Source organism: Aureimonas sp. AU22 (assembly GCF_001463745.1).
Classification (GTDB): domain Bacteria; phylum Pseudomonadota; class Alphaproteobacteria; order Rhizobiales; family Rhizobiaceae; genus Aureimonas.
Genome location: NZ_BBWJ01000060.1, coordinates 23,072 through 38,619 on the forward strand (window position 1 = coordinate 23,072; position 15,548 = coordinate 38,619).

Annotated in this window: 18 protein-coding genes; 8 read left to right on the forward strand and 10 right to left on the reverse strand. The window is 68.4% G+C overall.

Going from position 1 to position 15,548, the window contains the following annotated elements; genetic code table 11:
• Positions 1-2 precede the first annotated feature (2 nt).
• The 3 genes from cpaB to AUL34_RS22080 form a co-directional block, all read right to left on the reverse strand.
• Positions 3-824, reverse strand: a complete 822-nt coding sequence (gene cpaB / locus AUL34_RS20940) for a Flp pilus assembly protein CpaB (RefSeq protein WP_061938464.1) — start codon at positions 822-824, stop codon at positions 3-5.
• A gap of 119 nt (positions 825-943) precedes the next feature.
• Complete coding sequence (locus AUL34_RS20945; protein ID WP_061938467.1) at positions 944-1,435, reverse strand: prepilin peptidase; 492 nt, start codon at positions 1,433-1,435, stop codon at positions 944-946.
• Positions 1,436-1,506: 71 nt separating this feature from the next.
• Positions 1,507-1,674: a Flp family type IVb pilin gene (locus AUL34_RS22080; RefSeq protein ID WP_082653559.1), complete on the reverse strand. Its 168-nt coding sequence runs from the start codon at positions 1,672-1,674 to the stop codon at positions 1,507-1,509.
• 241 nt (positions 1,675-1,915) lie between these two features.
• Between AUL34_RS22080 and AUL34_RS20950 the strand changes: the two genes are divergently transcribed.
• The 5 genes from AUL34_RS20950 to AUL34_RS20970 all read left to right on the forward strand — a co-directional run bounded on the left by AUL34_RS20950 (position 1,916) and on the right by AUL34_RS20970 (position 6,449).
• Entirely contained in the window at positions 1,916-2,362 is a 447-nt protein-coding gene (locus AUL34_RS20950) for a pilus assembly protein N-terminal domain-containing protein (RefSeq protein WP_061938470.1), read from the forward strand.
• A 97-nt stretch (positions 2,363-2,459) separates the two neighbouring features.
• Complete coding sequence (locus AUL34_RS20955; protein ID WP_061938473.1) at positions 2,460-3,698, forward strand: phosphopentomutase; 1,239 nt, start codon at positions 2,460-2,462, stop codon at positions 3,696-3,698.
• A gap of 37 nt (positions 3,699-3,735) precedes the next feature.
• Positions 3,736-4,365, forward strand: a complete 630-nt coding sequence (gene upp / locus AUL34_RS20960; protein WP_061938519.1) for a uracil phosphoribosyltransferase — start codon at positions 3,736-3,738, stop codon at positions 4,363-4,365.
• Positions 4,366-4,618: 253 nt separating this feature from the next.
• Complete coding sequence (locus AUL34_RS20965) at positions 4,619-5,149, forward strand: TIGR02281 family clan AA aspartic protease (protein WP_061938476.1); 531 nt, start codon at positions 4,619-4,621, stop codon at positions 5,147-5,149.
• A gap of 73 nt (positions 5,150-5,222) precedes the next feature.
• Positions 5,223-6,449, forward strand: coding sequence for a serine hydrolase (locus AUL34_RS20970; protein WP_061938479.1), 1,227 nt, complete (start codon positions 5,223-5,225; stop codon positions 6,447-6,449).
• Here the strand turns inward: AUL34_RS20970 and AUL34_RS20975 are convergent.
• The 4 genes from AUL34_RS20975 to AUL34_RS20990 all read right to left on the reverse strand — a co-directional run bounded on the left by AUL34_RS20975 (position 6,446) and on the right by AUL34_RS20990 (position 10,684).
• Entirely contained in the window at positions 6,446-7,855 is a 1,410-nt protein-coding gene (locus AUL34_RS20975; RefSeq protein WP_061938481.1) for an FAD-binding oxidoreductase, read from the reverse strand. The two genes, AUL34_RS20970 and AUL34_RS20975, sit on opposite strands and share 4 nt — an antisense overlap.
• 85 nt (positions 7,856-7,940) lie before the next feature.
• Entirely contained in the window at positions 7,941-9,140 is a 1,200-nt protein-coding gene (gene uxuA / locus AUL34_RS20980) for a mannonate dehydratase (protein WP_061938484.1), read from the reverse strand.
• A 40-nt stretch (positions 9,141-9,180) separates the two neighbouring features.
• Positions 9,181-9,897: a GntR family transcriptional regulator gene (locus tag AUL34_RS20985; protein WP_061938487.1), complete on the reverse strand. Its 717-nt coding sequence runs from the start codon at positions 9,895-9,897 to the stop codon at positions 9,181-9,183.
• 73 nt (positions 9,898-9,970) lie between these two features.
• Positions 9,971-10,684: a glutathione S-transferase family protein gene (locus AUL34_RS20990; protein WP_061938490.1), complete on the reverse strand. Its 714-nt coding sequence runs from the start codon at positions 10,682-10,684 to the stop codon at positions 9,971-9,973.
• Positions 10,685-10,785: 101 nt separating this feature from the next.
• Here AUL34_RS20990 and AUL34_RS22470 point away from each other — a divergent pair, with 101 nt between their 5' ends.
• Positions 10,786-10,941, forward strand: coding sequence for a hypothetical protein (locus AUL34_RS22470; protein WP_156421049.1), 156 nt, complete (start codon positions 10,786-10,788; stop codon positions 10,939-10,941).
• A gap of 15 nt (positions 10,942-10,956) precedes the next feature.
• Here the strand turns inward: AUL34_RS22470 and AUL34_RS20995 are convergent, their stop codons facing one another.
• The 3 genes from AUL34_RS20995 to AUL34_RS21005 are packed head-to-tail and all read right to left on the reverse strand — an operon-like array spanning position 10,957 to position 14,085.
• Positions 10,957-11,955 carry an Hsp33 family molecular chaperone gene (locus AUL34_RS20995; protein WP_061938493.1) on the reverse strand — a complete coding sequence of 333 codons (999 nt, stop codon included), beginning with the start codon at positions 11,953-11,955 and terminating at the stop codon, positions 10,957-10,959.
• A complete protein-coding gene (gene argF, locus AUL34_RS21000) occupies positions 11,948-12,883 on the reverse strand; it encodes an ornithine carbamoyltransferase (protein WP_061938496.1) in 936 nt (311 codons plus the stop codon). Before argF ends, AUL34_RS20995 begins: the two co-directional genes overlap by 8 nt.
• Complete coding sequence (locus AUL34_RS21005) at positions 12,880-14,085, reverse strand: aspartate aminotransferase family protein (protein ID WP_061938499.1); 1,206 nt, start codon at positions 14,083-14,085, stop codon at positions 12,880-12,882. Before AUL34_RS21005 ends, argF begins: the two co-directional genes overlap by 4 nt.
• A 407-nt stretch (positions 14,086-14,492) precedes the next feature.
• Here AUL34_RS21005 and AUL34_RS21010 point away from each other — a divergent pair, with 407 nt between their 5' ends.
• The gene (locus AUL34_RS21010) at positions 14,493-15,098 is read left to right on the forward strand and encodes a GcrA family cell cycle regulator (protein WP_061938502.1); all 606 of its coding nucleotides are present in this window, start codon (positions 14,493-14,495) and stop codon (positions 15,096-15,098) included.
• A gap of 123 nt (positions 15,099-15,221) precedes the next feature.
• Positions 15,222-15,470 (forward strand): DUF3297 family protein, encoded by a 249-nt coding sequence (locus AUL34_RS21015; RefSeq protein WP_061938505.1) that lies wholly within the window; start codon positions 15,222-15,224, stop codon positions 15,468-15,470.
• Positions 15,471-15,548: the final 78 nt, after the last annotated feature.

Genomic DNA, 15,548 nt, shown 5'->3' on the forward strand with positions numbered 1-15,548 from the left:
GGTCAGTTCCCCGCGGTGAGGTTGGTCGTCTTGCCGTAGCGGACGAGACGGATTTCGGTGTTGGTGGTGCGCTTCTGCTGCTCGAGCAGGAAGGCCGCGTAGCCCGGCGATCCCGGCACGGAATCGGCGAGGGATCGCAGCGACAGGACCAGGCGCTCGGCCATCCGCTGCGCGGCCGTCAGGGCTTCGGCCTGCGCGGCGTCGACCTCGAGCGTCGCGGTCGAGCCGACCACGACCCGCTCGCCTTCCTTCTCCTCGACCGTCTGGTCGATGGCGAGGACCCGCAGGTTCTTCAGGACGGTCTGCGTGTCGTAGGAGGGCGGCTGCCCTTCGACGGGGGGGCGGGCGCGCGTCATGATGACGTCGACATGGTCGTTGGGCAGGATGAAGCCGCCGGCGGACGTTTCGGGAGAGATCTGGACCGAGACGGCACGGCTTCCGGATGGCAGGATCGCCGACATGAAGCCGCGGTCGGAGCGGATGAGCTTGGCTTCGCGGATCGGCTCGCCGGAGAAGAAACTCTGGCGGGCGATGGTGCCCTTCAGCTCGGTGATGGCGTCCGGGCGCTGGTCGCGGCGGATCAGGGTCGCGGAGACGCCGTCCTCCGGCCACTTCATCCAGTCGAGCGCGCCCTCGGTGCCCGATCCCATGCCGATGTCGCGCGAAGCGACGAGGACCTCGAGCAGCTTGATCGGCGGCTGGACGGGCTGCGCGGAGATGATGATCGGCTCGGGGTTGCCGCCGCCGAGATTCAAGGCGAGCAGACCAGCCCCGATCGCAGCTACGGCCGCGATGCCGAAGATCGCCAAGCGGGCTGCCTGCATCCTCTCAACTCCTCTTGCGGTCTCCTGGAGTTCGACCGATGAGGCGTTATGGAGGATAAATCCTCAAGGCATGGTTAATGAGTTGCTGACGCAGCCGTCGTTGAAGGAGGACAGCGTCCTCACACGGGAAGGGCCGCAAGCAACGAAGGCGTCATGATCAGCCCCGCGCCCCCTATGGCGACACCGTAGGGAATGCCCGTATCGGCGTGCAGAAGACGATCGACGGACGCCAGCCCGGTCGTCGGCGAAAGGCACGCTCGGGCGAGAAGGAAGGCGAGCGTCAATACGCCGCCAAGAAGCGATGTCCAGATTGCGAAGGACAGGAGCGCCGGGGTCGGGCCGAGCCAGACGGCGGCGGCCGCGATCAGTTTCGCATCGCCTCCGCCCATCCAGCCGGCCGCAAAGCAGCAGAAGGTGACCGTCAGAACGGCGCCGCCGGTGAGAACATGCATGCCGACGGCGGTTGGCGACAAGCCGGCCGTCAACGCAAACGGAAGGAAACACACCGCGAGAAAGCCGACCATCCAGTTCGGTATGGTCATGGACTTCAGGTCGCTCAGTGCCGCGGCAAACAAGGCAATCGGAAACACGGAAAGGAGGACCACAGACATCGAGAGGACCTCCTTTCCGTTGTGTAGGCAGCGATCAGCAACAGATAGCTGTTGGGATCCGTACGTTCGGCTTAGCCGCCGAGCGATTCGCTCACGGTGGTGAACGTCGAGGTGAGGTTTTCGCCCATCGTGGTGATGGCGCCGATGATGACGACGCTCACGAGAGCGGCGATCAGGCCGTATTCGATCGCGGTCGCGCCGGACTCGTTCTTGCGAAAACGCTGGATGAGCTTGAACATGGGGGACTCCTGCCCGTTCGATGGAAACCAGTCCCGACGACCCGACATCGTCCGTCGTTCGGTGAGATCCAAACTACAGAGGAGCGTTTTCCGGCGGCTTAAGGAACAGCCTTAAGGAACGGTAACCAAAGGCATGGTTGCCGTATGGTGAAGTTAGCACTTAGAAATGTCCGCAACCTCTCCTTAAGCATCCGCGCCTTATGAAAGATCGCCGGCATCTTGCGATCGGCGGAGCTTCCCTATGCGTCCTTTCGTTCTTGCGGCGATCGTCGCTCTCGCAGCGCCCACCTCGGCCCAGGCGGAGAGCACCAACGGTCTCAGCGTTCCGATCGACCAGGTGCGGATCCTGCGCATTCCGCGACAGGCCGGCAGCGTGATCATCGGCAATCCGTCGATCGCCGACATCACGATCCACGACGCTCGCACGCTGGTTCTGACGGGGCGCTCCTACGGGATCACCAACCTCGTGGTGCTCGACACCGCCGGCGAGGTCGTTCTCGACGACAGCGTGATGGTGTCGAGCGACGAGTCTCATTCGCTGCGCGTGTTCCGGCAGGCCGAACGGACCACCTATTCCTGTTCGCCCGCCTGCGAGCCCAAGCTTGCGATCGGCGACAACCACATCGCCTACCAGGTAGCCGTCGAGCAGTTGGAGGATCACGAGAAGCTGTCCCAGCCCGGCAACTGATCGCAAGGAGCGGCTCCGGCTGCCATCCCGCCAAGCCCCTGTTTCCCGACCAGCCGCTTTCGTGACAGAAAGAGCGAGGTCGAACGGGAGAGAGAACTTGGGCCGCGCTATCCTGATCGTGCTCGACAGCTTCGGCATCGGCCAGGCGCCGGACGCCGCCGACTACGGCGACGCGGGCGCCGACACGTTCGGACATATCCACGCGGCGGCGCTCGCCGGCCGGGCCGATCGCGAGGCGCTGCGGCACGGCCCCTTGCGCCTTCCCTTCCTGGAGCGCCTCGGACTTCTGGCGGCGGCTGATATCGCGGGCGGTCCCGAGCCTCGCGGGCTGCATGGCGCGGCGCGCGAGGTCAGCCGCGGCAAGGACACGCCGTCCGGCCACTGGGAGATCGCAGGCGTTCCCGTGCCCTTCGACTGGGGCTACTTCCCCCGCACCGTGCCATGTTTCCCCCCTGCCCTCATCGAGGCGATCGTGCGCGAGGCGGGCCTGCCGGGTATCCTCGGCGACCGTCACGCCTCGGGCACCGAGATCATCGCAAGCGAGGGCGAAGCCAGCATCCGCACCGGCCGGCCGATCCTCTACACCTCCGCCGACAGCGTCCTCCAGATCGCCGCGCACGAGACAGCCTTCGGGCTCGATCGGCTGTATGCCCTCTGCGAGATCGCGCGACGGCATGTCGATGCGCTCAATATCGGACGCGTGATCGCGCGGCCCTTCGTGGGCGAGACCGCCGAAACCTTCCGCCGCACGGGCAACCGGCGCGACTATGCGGTGCCGCCGCCCGAGCCCACCGTCCTCGACCGAACGCTCGAAGCCGGGGCCCGCGTGATCGCGGTCGGCAAGATCGGCGACATCTTCGCCCATCGGGGCATCTCCGAGGTGCGCAAGGGCGACGGCAACATGGCGCTGTTCGACGCGCTTCTCGGCGCCGTGGGCTATGCAGCGGACGGAGACCTCGTCTTTGCCAACTTCGTCGACTTCGATACGATCCACGGTCATCGGCGCGACGTCGCGGGCTATGCCGCCGAGCTCGAGGCGTTCGACCGGCGCCTGCCCGAACTCGAAGCCGCGCTGCGGCCGGGCGATCTCGTGATTCTGACGGCCGACCACGGCTGCGACCCGACCTTTCCGGGCACCGACCATACGCGCGAGCGCGTGCCCGTCCTCGGCTTCGGCCCCGGCGTGGGCGCGCGGGCGATCGGCGTGCGACCGACCTTTGCCGACATCGGCGAGAGCGTCGCCGCCCATCTCGGCCTCCCCCCCGGCCCACACGGGACAAGCTTTCTCGCGACGCCGTCCCGCTTCGATCTTGGCGGCACCGTCCCCAGGCTCTAGAGCCATGACGGCAGACATCCAGGCAAAGGGCATCCGTATGGACGGCGTCACCGTGATCGATCATCCGCTGGTCCAGCACAAGCTGACCCTGATGCGGAAGCAGGAAACCTCGACGGCGAGCTTTCGCCGCCTCCTGCGGGAAATCTCGACCCTTCTCACCTACGAGGTGACGCGCGACCTCGACATGACGACGATCGACATCGAGACGCCGATGGGACCGATGTCGTCGCCGATCCTGGAGGGCAAGAAGCTGGTCTTCGCCTCCATCCTGCGCGCCGGCAACGGCCTTCTGGAAGGCATGCTCGACCTCGTGCCGGCCGCACGCGTCGCCCATGTCGGCCTCTACCGCGACCACGAGACGCTGCAGCCGGTCGAATACTACTTCAAGGCTCCGGAGGATCTGGGGAACCGTCTCGTCATCGTGGTCGATCCGATGCTGGCGACCGCCAACTCGGCCACCGCCGCGATGGACATGCTGAAGGGGCGGGGCGCGCGCAACATCCGCTTCCTCTGCCTTCTCGCCGCCCCCGAGGGCATCAAGCGCTTCCGCGACGCGCATCCCGACATTCCCGTCTACACCGCCTCGATCGATCAGGGACTGAACGAGAAGGGCTACATCATCCCCGGCCTCGGCGATGCGGGGGACCGGATGTACGGCACGAAGTAGCCGACCATTCGAGGCGAGCCGGCGCGGGTATTGCGACAATCCGGGCGAGCGGGAACGACAAACGGAGGGTGGAGGCGGCGGACAAGGCATCCATCACACCTCCGATCCCGGCGGCCGTGCCGCCCCATGGGGGCATGCGAACCCGGCCCCGGCGTGATGGTTTCGTTTCCGGCGCCTCAACGCTTTGGAAACCCGCTTGGCTCAGGCTGATGACGCGCGCTGGTCCCGGCACGCTTGCCCCGGATGCCGGCCGATGTCCAAGTTCTTCCCCCTTCTCGTCGGCGCCACGGCGATCGCCCTCGTCTTCCCTTCCGCCTTCGAACGATACCGCGCGAACCTCGTCTCCGAAGGCGAGGTGGAGCGCCTCGACCCGCCCCAGCCGGTGGTCGAAGCCGCCCTGCCGCTGCCGGCCGGCCGCATGGTGCGGCTTCAGGCGGGCCGCGACGGCCATTTCCGAACGCTTGCCCGCTTCGACGGGCGAAGCGAGGAGGTCATGGTGGATACGGGCGCGACCTACGTGGCGCTCGGGCAGGACGCGGCCCGGCGCCTCGGCGTGCGGGTGGACCCGTCCGAGTTCGTGCACACGGCCCAGACGGCGCAGGGGACCGTGCGCGCGGCACTCGCCAGGGTTCGGCGCCTGTCGATCGGACCGGTGGAACTGTCCGACATCGACGTCATGGTGCTCGAAGGCGTCGGCCCCGGCACCACGCTCCTCGGCATGAGCTTCCTCAAGCGCCTGTCGCGCTTCGAGGCCAAGGGCGAGCAACTGACGCTGGTCCAGTAGCGCAATCGCATTCCCGCCTTGCCTCCCCCGCCCGCCCGCGAAACACTGTGGGGACCGATGGGGAGAGATTCTGATGACGAAACGGATTGCGAAGACGGGCGTCGCCCTGGCTGCCTTGTCGGCGGCCCTCATGGCCGCGATGCCGGCGAGGGCTGCGGCGTATCCGCATGCGGGCGAGCGCATCGGCACCGTCGCCGAGGTCTACGACGGGAAGCTTTTGCCCGACGAAGCCGTCTCGACCTATCGCAACATCGACCGCCTGTTCCCGACGCGCCCGATCAAGGCCGGCGGCACGGTCCGCGACCTGCCGGCCGCCGAGAAGCCGCTCGGCGAGGTGAGTTTGACGGAGGGCGAGAAGACCTACGACCTCTACGACGTCATGGCGCTCGACAGCTTCACGGCGATGATCGTCCTGAAGGACGGAAAGGTGGCGTTCGAGACCTATCAGCGTGGCAACACGCCGGAAACGCGCTGGATGTCGATGTCGGTCGCCAAATCGATCACCTCGACGCTCGCCGCCATCGCGATCAAGGAAGGCAAGCTTTCCGGCCTCGATGCCATGGTCACGACCTATGTTCCGGCGCTGAAGGGCAGTGCCTACGAGGGCGTGACCCTTCGCGACATCCTGATGATGAGCTCGGGCGTGCGCTGGAACGAGACCTACACCGATCTCGCGTCGGACCGGCGCGCCCTCCTCGAGGCGCAGATTGCGCAGGAGCCGGGCTCGGCGATGAAGCTGATGGCGAGCCTGCCGCGCGCGGCCGAGCCCGGCACGCTCAACAACTACTCCACCGGCGAGACGCAGGTGCTCGGCGAGATCGTGCGCGGCGCGGTCGGCAAGCCGCTCGCCGACTATCTCTCGGAGAAGATCTGGGTTCCCTACGGCATGGAAGCCGACGCCAACTGGTGGCTGGATTCGCCGGATGGACACGAGATCGGCGGTTCGGGTCTCTCCGCTACCTTGCGCGACTTCGCGCGCTTCGGGCAGTTCTTCCTGGAGAACGGCACGATCGACGGCGCCTCTCTCCTTCCCGATGGCTGGGTGCGAGAAGCAGCCGGGCCGACCACGCTGAAGGACGGCTCGAAGCTCGACTACGGCTACATGTGGTGGACGGGCTGGACCGAGCCCTCGATCGCCGACGGGGCGTTCGCCGCGATCGGCATCCAGGGGCAGAACATCTACATCAACCCCAAGCGCAACGTCGTGATCGTCACCTTCGGCGCGCAGCCCAAGCCCACCGGCAAGGAGCCCGTCGATCCGCTGGTCTTCTTCGATGCGGTGGCCGCCGCTCTGGATTAGGCGGCGTCCGCCGGAACCACCGCCCAGGGGTTGAGCGTCGCGCCGGGATCGAATGCCCGGCGCAGCGTTAGCATCAGCCGACGCTCCACCGGCGAGCGGAGGGCATCGGCGAGGCCGACCTTGGCTTGGCCGAGCCCGTGCTCGGCAGCGAAGCTTCCGCCCATCTCGGTGGCGAGCTTTGCGACGGCGAGGCCGAGATCCCGGGCCCTGTCCCCGAAACCAGCCTCCCCGTGCGGCGGCGACAGGTTGTAGTGGATGTTGCCGTCCGCCAGGTGCCCGAACGGGTTGATGCGCACGCCGGGCACGAGCCCCTCGCACAGCGCGCCCGCCGCCTCCATGAACTCGGCGATCCGGCCGGGCGGCACGGCGACGTCGTGCTTGAGCTGCGCCCCTTCCAGCCGCTGGCCCTCCGGCTGCTCCTCGCGCAGCCTCCAGAACGCCGAGCGCTGAGCGTCAGATGCGGCAATCGTGCCGTCCAGCACCAGCCCCTCCTCCATTCCCCATTCGAGAACGCCGGTCAGGATCTCCTCCAACGGCATGCGGTCCGAAGCGCTCGCCACCTCGACCAGGAGATAGAAGCCACCGCGCGTCTGCAGCGGGTAGGTGAGCGCCGGGACATGGCGGAGCGCCAGATCCAGCCCGAGGTCGCAGAAGAACTCGAGGCCGGTCAGCACCTCGCCCGCCTCCGCGCGCAGTCGCGTGCCGAACGCGACGGTCGCCGCGGCATCCGGCAGCACCAGAAGCGCCGTCGCGCGCTGGCGCGGAGCCGGATAGAGCTTCAGGACGGCGCGGGTCACGATCCCGAGCGTTCCCTCCGAGCCGCAGAAGAGGCGGCGGAGCTGGTAGCCGGCGTTGTCCTTCTGAACCGCGCGCAGGCCGTCCCACACCGTGCCGTCGGCGAGCACGACCTCAAGCCCCAGGACGAGATCCTGCATCATGCCGAAGCGGAAGGCGTGGCTGCCGCCGGCGTTGGTGCCGATCAGCCCGCCGATCTGCGCGCTGCCCTCGGCGCCGAGATGCATCGGGAACATCAGCCCCGCCCCCTCGAGCGCCTCGTGAAGGACCTGCAGCACGAGACCCGCCTCGACCTCGATCGATCCGCTGGCGATATCGGGCTCGCCGCACGCCGCCATCCGGGCGAGCGACAGGATCACCCCGCCCGGAGCGCCCAGCACCGCGCCGCCGCATAGGCCGGTGTTGCCGCCCTGGGGCACCACGGGCACGCCCGCCGCATGGGCGGCGCCCATCACGGCCGACACCTCGGCCGTCGTGGCGGGCCGGGCGACGCCGAGCGGCGGTGCGCCGAACCGGTCCAGCCAGTCACGGGTCCAGGGCGCCGCCTCGGCGGCGGGGATCCACCCCTTGGGTCCAAGGATTCCCGAAAGCCGCTCGCCCAGTTCCGTCATGCTCGTCGCCTCCCGATGCTCGCCCCCACGTCTAGTGGGAGAAAGGGGCGGCGCACAATCGCCGAAGCGACAAGTCTTTTCCGGTTCAGGCGGTGGGTCGCTCCGGCGGATGGCCGAGGGCGTGGAGGATGCCGCGCAGTTCGGCGAGCCCGCGCATGCGGCCCGTCGCGGGGTAGCCGGGCGTCACGTCCTTGCGAAGGTCGTCCAGCATCCGGTGTCCGTGGTCGGAGCGGAACACAATGGTCTCCCCCTTCCCGCGTCGCTTGTCCTCCGCCACGAGTTCACGCAGCACCACGACCATGTCGACGTCGCCTTCGAGGTGCGCCGATTCATGGAAGGAGCGCGGATCGGCCTCGCGCTTGGTGGCGCGCAGATGCGAGAAATGGATGCGGGACGCGAAACGGCGGGCGATCGACGGCAGGTCGTTGTCCGCCCGCACGCCGAGGCTGCCGGTGCAGAAGCACATGCCGTTTGCCGGCGAGGGCACGGCCTCGAAGAGCGCGGCGTAATCGGCCTCGGTCGAGGCGACGCGCGGCAGGCCGAAGAGCGGGCGCGGCGGATCGTCAGGGTGCAGCGTCAGCTTCACGCCGAAGCTCTCCGCCGCCGGCGTCACCGCCTCCAGGAACTCGACGAGGTGGCGGCGCAGGCGCGGCGCGTCGATGTCGCGATACTGCGCGAGCTTGTCGCGGAAGCCCGGGATCGTCATCGGCTCGGTGGTGGAGCCCGGCAGGGCGCTTGCGATGTTGCGCGTGAGATCGGCGATCTCGCCGTCCTCCATCGCCTCGAAGCGTGCCGTCGCGCGCGCCTGTTCCTCCGCCGTGTAGTCGCGCTCGGCACCCGGCCGCTGGAGGATGTGGAGCTCGAACGCGGCAAAGGTCTCGAAATTGAAGCGCATCGCGGTCGCGCCGGTATCGGTCACATAGTCGAGCTCGGTGCGGCACCAGTCGACGACCGGCATGAAATTGTAGCAGACGACCCCGATCCCGGCCTTCGCGACGCTTTCAAGACTCGCGATCCAGGCCTCGATCTCGTGGCTCGCCGCCCCGCCCGTGCGCTTCACCGCGTCGGGAATGGGAATGCTTTCGACCACCGACCAGCGCAGCGGCGCGCGACCCGGCGGGGTGGTCTCGATCAGGTCGCGGCGCGCCTCCACCGCCTCCCGCGTCCAGACCTCGCCGATCGGCACCTCGTGGAGTGCCGAGACGACGTCGGTCGCGCCGACCTGCCGGACCTCGTCCAGTGTCACATTGGCTCGTGGTCCGAACCATCTCCAGCCCTGGCGCATCGATGCTCCCCCTCACCCGGCTCCCCGGCCGGTCCTGTTCTCAGACGAAATAATCGGGATGACGACTGCGGATCTCCGCGACGTCCGGGATGACGGCGCCGAGGTGGCGCTCCATCGCCTCCCGCGCGCCCATTGGGTCGCCCGCCGCGATCCGCTCGCGGATCGCCTCGTGCTCCACGACGACGCCGGCCGCCCGGCCGAGTTCCGGCAGGGTCAGGCGCCGGGCGCGGTCGAGCTGGACCTTGGCCTGGGCGAGCAGGGTCCAGATCCCGGGATGCCCGGCGAGATCGGCGATCGCCTGATGGAACGCTTCGTCGGCCACGTGGAAACCGTCGTTGTCGCCCACCGCGGCGCTCGCCTTCTGACGGCGGATCGCCTGGTCGAGCGCCTCCAGCCGTCCGGCACCGGCGTTCTCCGCCGCCTTCTCCACCGTCACGCCTTCCAGCGCCTTGCGGATGAGCACGGCTTCCGGGATCGCGGCGACGGGAACGCGCGAGACGAAGGTCCCGAACTGCGGCCTGACATCGACCAGCCCGATCTCGGCAAGCCGGATCAGCGCCTCGCGCACCGGTGTGCGGCTAACGCCGAAGCGCTCTACCAGACCGCGATCCGAGAGCGGGGTCCCCGGCGGGAAGCGACAGGCGACGATCTCCGTCCGCAGGGTCTCGAAGACCTGCGTGGCCGAGGTGACGCGCCGCGCGGGGCGCGCACCACGGCGACCGCCGGACGTCAATTCGAGCGGCGCGTCAGGCGACATCGCGATAGTCGGGCACATCCATCATCGTGGCATACTAGTATACCAGCGATCTGGTGATGCCAAGCGCTGTGCGTCAACTGTTCGGGGCCGCTCCGCCTGGCGCGGAAGCGCGATACCGCGCCGCATTCTCGGCGAAGGGCGCAAGCTGCGCGGCGAGGGCCCGCTTGAAAGCCGGGCGCGCCTCGTGGCGCGCGACATAGGCCTTCAGGGTCGGGAACGGGTCGAGATCGCCCCGCCCCGCATCGCGAAGCACCGCCGTCATCATCAGGTCCGCCACCGTGAAGCGTCCGCCCGACAGATGCGCCGCCTCGCCCAGCGCGTCCGAAAGACGCGTGAGGCGCTCATGCAGGAGTGTTTCGATGTCCGGCTGAGCGCGCTCGGCCGCGTCCCGGTCTTTCGTAAAGAAGCGCAGCATGGCCAGCATGGCGATCGGCTTCTCGACCGAGTCGACCGCGGCGAAGACCCAGGCGAGGCAGTCGTCGCGTGCCGCGGTGCCGGACGGCAGGAGCGCTTCGCTCGTTTCCGCGATCCGCCACACGCAAGCGCCCGTTTCGAACAGGCTGCGTTCGCCGACGGTCAGCGTGGGCACCTGTCCGAACGGCTGGCGGGCGAGGTTCGCGGGCTGCCGTTGCTCGCCCTGCGCCACGAGGGTCGTCTCGTAGGGCAGACCCGCCTCTTCCAACGCCCAGCGCACCCGAAGGTCGCGCACATGCCCCTGCGCGAAGCGCGGCACCCAGTCGAAAGCGGTGACCGTGATCGGTCCCCGTCGAAACGCGTCGGCGTCCATGCCTCGCTCCTCCCCCCGACCTCGCCGAACGCAGGATGGGATACGGTGGGACGCCAGGCAAGCGGCGGGAACCCGGACGGGGCGCCAGCCGTATTCCCGGCATGGCATCGGACGACGAGAACAAAGAGATGGAGAGCCCGCGCGACCGGCGTACGACCGCGATGCTGCTGACCGCGGTGGTCGTCGGCGGCGGCTTCGCGACGATCGCGCTCCTCAAAGGGGCCTTCGACCTCCTCCGGCGCTATGGCGGACTTTGACCCTCCGGGTCCGGCTCAGGACTGTGAGGTGAACTCGTCGGGCGAGAAGTCGTAGGCCTCGCCGCAAAACTCGCACGTCACGTGGATGCGGCCATTCTCGGTGCTGTGCTCGATGTCCTCGGCGGAGAAGCCCTGGAGCACGCCGCGGATCTTCTCGCGGTTGCACGAACAGTCGTCCCGCACCTCCGTCGCCGGAAAGACGCGCACGCCCCGCTCATGGAACAGGCGGAACAGGAGCCGCTCGACGCCGACATCGGGATCGGCAAGTTCCGACGGCTCCACGGTGCCCACCAGCGCCTGCACCTCGGTCCAGGCGTCGTCCTCGGTGAAGAGTTCGACCTCGGCGCCCTCCGGCGCGTCGCCGCCGGGCAGGTCGGCGAGGCGCATGCGCTCCGGCGCTTCCGGAAGGAACTGCGCGATCAGGCCGCCGGCGCGCCAGCTGTCCGCGAAGCCGCCGCCGTCCTGGCGGCGCGACATGCGGGCAACGGCGAGCCGCACCGTGGTCGGGATCTGCTCGGATTGGCGGAAATAGGTCTCGGCGACTGCCTCGAGGGACGTTCCCGCGAGTTCCACGATGCCCTGGTAGCGCTGCGTATGCGCGCCCTGGTCGATCGTCAGCGCCAGGATGCCGTGGCCGAGGAGGTCCGACGGATCGGTCTTCCTTTCCGCAACAGCCGTGGCCAGACGATCGGCGTCGAAGCGCGCGTAGGCGCGCACGCTGGAGGGCATGGTGAAGTCCACGACCAGAAGATCGACGGGCCCGTCGGTCTGGGTCTGGGCGATGAACTTGCCCTCGAACTTCAGGGACGTGCCGAGGAGCACGGTGAGCACGATCATCTCGGCGAGCAGCCGGGCGACGGGCTCGGGATAGTCGTGGCGCCCGAGGATGGCGTTCACCATCGAGCCGAGCTGCACCGCGCGCCCGCGCGCATCCAGCGCCTCCACGGCGAAGGGCACGACCGCATCGTCGCCGGCGAAGCCGAACTCGCCCAGTTCCGTTCCGTGATCAACCATGCGAGGCAACGGCTCCGAAGGCCCAGGCGAGGATCGATTTCTGCGCGTGAAGGCGGTTCTCGGCCTCGTCGAAGACCACCGACTGCGGCCCGTCGATCACCTCGTCCGTCACCTCTTCGCCGCGATGGGCGGGCAGGCAGTGCATGAACAGCGCCTCGGGGTTGGCATGGCGCATCAGCGCCGCGTTGACCTGATAGGGCATGAAGACGTTGTGGCCGCGCGCCTCGGCCTCGCGGCCCATCGAGACCCAGGTGTCGGTGACGACGCAGTCGGCGCCGGCGACCGCGTCCTCCGCCTCGCTCGTGAGGTGAAGACGTGCGCCGGCGGCTCTCGCGCGCTCGATGAAGCGAGCATCGGGCTCGGAGCCTTCAGGCGTCGCGATGCGCAGCGAGAAGTCGAAGGCGCCGGCCGCCTCGATCAGCGAGTTGAGCACGTTGTTGCCGTCGCCCGTCCAGGCGAAGGTCTTGCCCTTCACCGGGCCGCGATGCTCCTCGAAGGTGAGGAGGTCGGCCATGATTTGACAGGGATGGGTGTCGTCCGTCAGGGCGTTGATCACCGGCACGGTCGCGGCTTCGGCCATCTCGAGAAGGCGCGCGTGTTCGGTGGTGCGGATCATGATCGCGTCGACGTAGCGCGACAGGACACGCGCCGTGTCGGCGATCGTCTCGGCGCGGCCGAGCTGCATTTCGGAGCCCGACAGGAACAGCGTCTCGCCGCCGAGCTGCCGCATGGCAACGTCGAACGACACGCGGGTGCGCGTCGAGGGCTTCTCGAAGATCATGGCCAGCATGCGCCCTTCCAGCGGGCGCGGTCCGGCGCGCCCCTTGGCTTTGCGCTCGCCGGCGTCGTTCAGGATGGCGCGCAGGTCCCCTGCCGAGACCGCCGAGAGATCAAGGAAGTGCCGTGGCCCGGCCGCTGAAATGCTCATGCTGCCGAACTTTCCGTCGCATCGGCCGAAAGGTCGGCCACCGCCGCCTCGATCCGGCTCATCGCCTCGCGCACCTCGTCGGCCGAAACCACGAGCGGAGGCAGGAAGCGCACCACGTTGTCGCCGGCGGGCGCCGCCAGAAGCATGTGCGCGCGCAGCGTCTCCACGAACTGGCCGTTCGGCACGCGGGGCTTGAGGCCGATCAGGAGGCCCTCGCCGCGCACGTCCTCGACGATGTCGGGATAGCGATCCTTCAGCGAGGCGAGGCTCTGCTTGAACAGAAGCGCGGTGCGGCGCACCTCGTCGAGGAAGCCGTCCGCCAGGATGACGTCGAGCACGGCGTTGCCCACCGCCATTCCGAGCGGGTTGCCGCCGAAGGTCGTGCCGTGGGTGCCGGCCGTCATGCCCTTGGCGGCCTCCGCGGTCGCCAGACAAGCCCCGAGCGGAAAGCCGCCGCCGATGCCCTTGGCCGATGCCAGGACATCCGGCTCCACGCCCGCGTTCTCGTAGGCGAAGAAGCGCCCCGTGCGCCCGATGCCGGTCTGCACCTCGTCATAGACGAGCAGCAGGCCGTGCTCGTCGCAGAGCGCACGAAGCTGGCGAAGGAACTCGGCAGGCGCCGCACGCACGCCGCCTTCGCCCTGGATTGGCTCGATCAGGATGGCGGCCGTTTCGGGCCCGACCGCGGCGCGCACGGCCTCGATGTCGCCGAAGGCCACCTGGTCGAAGCCCTCGACCTTCGGCCCGAAGCCTTCCAGATATTTCTTCTGCCCGCCGGCCGCGATGGTGGCGAGCGTGCGGCCGTGGAAGGCGCCCTCGAAGGTGAGGATGCGGAAACGCTCCGGGCGACCGGAAACGTACTGGTAGCGGCGGGCCGTCTTGATCGCGCACTCCAGCGCCTCGGCGCCCGAATTGGTGAAGAACACCTTGTCGGCGAACGAGGCCTCCACGAGGCGCGCGGCAAGGCGCTCCTGCCCCGGGATGTGAAACAGGTTGGACACGTGCCAGAGGCGCGAGGCCTGCTCGGTCAGGGCCGCGACGAGATGCGGATGCGCGTGCCCGAGCGAGTTGACGGCAATGCCGCCCGTGAAGTCGAGAAAGCGCCGACCATCCTCGGTGACGAGCCACACGCCCTCACCTCGCTCGACGCGCAGGTCCGCGCGGGCGAAAGTGGCGAAAAGCGGATTGTCATGCTCGGACATGGGCTGACTTCTTGGGTTGATGGGAACAGGTTCCGGCAAGGGCTCGAGCGGCCCGCCGACAGCTTGCCGCCGCGCCACCACGAAGGGGGGACGGGCCACCGATGCGGCCACCGACAGCGGCCTTGCTATACCATGTCGCGACGGCGGATTGTCAATCGGAACCCCGGAATTGCGGCCTTTCCGACCCCACGCGCCATCGCAGCAACCTGTTGAAAAGCCACAAAAGCGATTCGTGCCACACTGTGCGCACCTTGCCACAGCGCCTCGACGCGAGTTAAGTTGACGCTAGACACCATATTTCGTGCGGCGAGATCGGATGTCTACCAGATCTGGTAGTTGGGATCCCCCTTTTCGATATTGCGCGGATCTGGGACGCGCCGCATGTGCCAAGAGTTAGGAGTCAGTTCATGAGTTGGACCGACGAGCGGATCGATCTTCTGAAGCAACTTTGGGGCGATGGTCTGAGCGCAAGCCAGATCGCCGCGCAACTGGGCGGCGTGACACGCAACGCCGTGATCGGCAAGGTTCATCGCTTGAAGCTCGACAGCCGCCTCAAGGCGTCCGTCCCGTTGGAGCCGGTCCTGTCGGCTCGCATCGCCCGCCCCGTCCTGGTCGAGACCGCGCCGGAGGACGTGCCGCTCCCTCGCGCCGTGCCGATGGCGGTGCCGCCGGTCGCGGCGGTCGCCGTGGCGCCCGTCGCCTCCCCGCGCCCCGCCCGTCCCGCGACGCTCGGAGCCACCGCTCTGAAGATCGAGATCGAGGCGGATGACGAGGACGAGGCCGAGGTCGTCGGCCGGGTCGAGGTGCAGCACGGCCCTGGCGAAGTGGTGCCGATCTCGCGCAACCTGACGCTTGTGCAGCTGTCGGACCGCACCTGCAAGTGGCCGCTCGGCGACCCTCTGTCCGACGAGTTCCGCTTCTGCGGCAACCACGCGCCGGACGCCTCGCCCTACTGCCAGTATCACGCGCGCATCGCGTTCCAGCCCGTTTCCGAACGGCGCCGCGTCCGCTGATCCGTTCGCGGTCGAACGAGCAAGGCCCCGGCATCGACCGGGGCCTTTTTCGTCTGGGGCTCCGCCTTCGAGGGTCGCCGTGCGGGCTGGCGCCTGGCGGACGGTTGCGCTAAGGGGGCGCGCATGAGCCAGAGCCCACTGCCCGACCGTCTCGCCATCGATCCCGACAGCCCGTTCCACAACGAGGAACTACTGACGCAGGGTATCGGTATCCGCTTCAACGGCACCGAGAAGACCAATGTCGAGGAGTATTGCGTCAGCGAGGGCTGGATCAAGGTGGCCGCCGGCACGGCGCGCGACCGGCGCGGCAAGCCCATCCTTCTGAAGCTCAAGGGCACCGTCGAGCCCTTCCTCAAGGGCGACGCGGCCTAGCCGCGCGCTCAAGAAAGCTTCCGCTTCGCGCGGGTGCGACGAAGCTTCCGCTTCGCGCAGGTGCGACGAAGCTTCCGC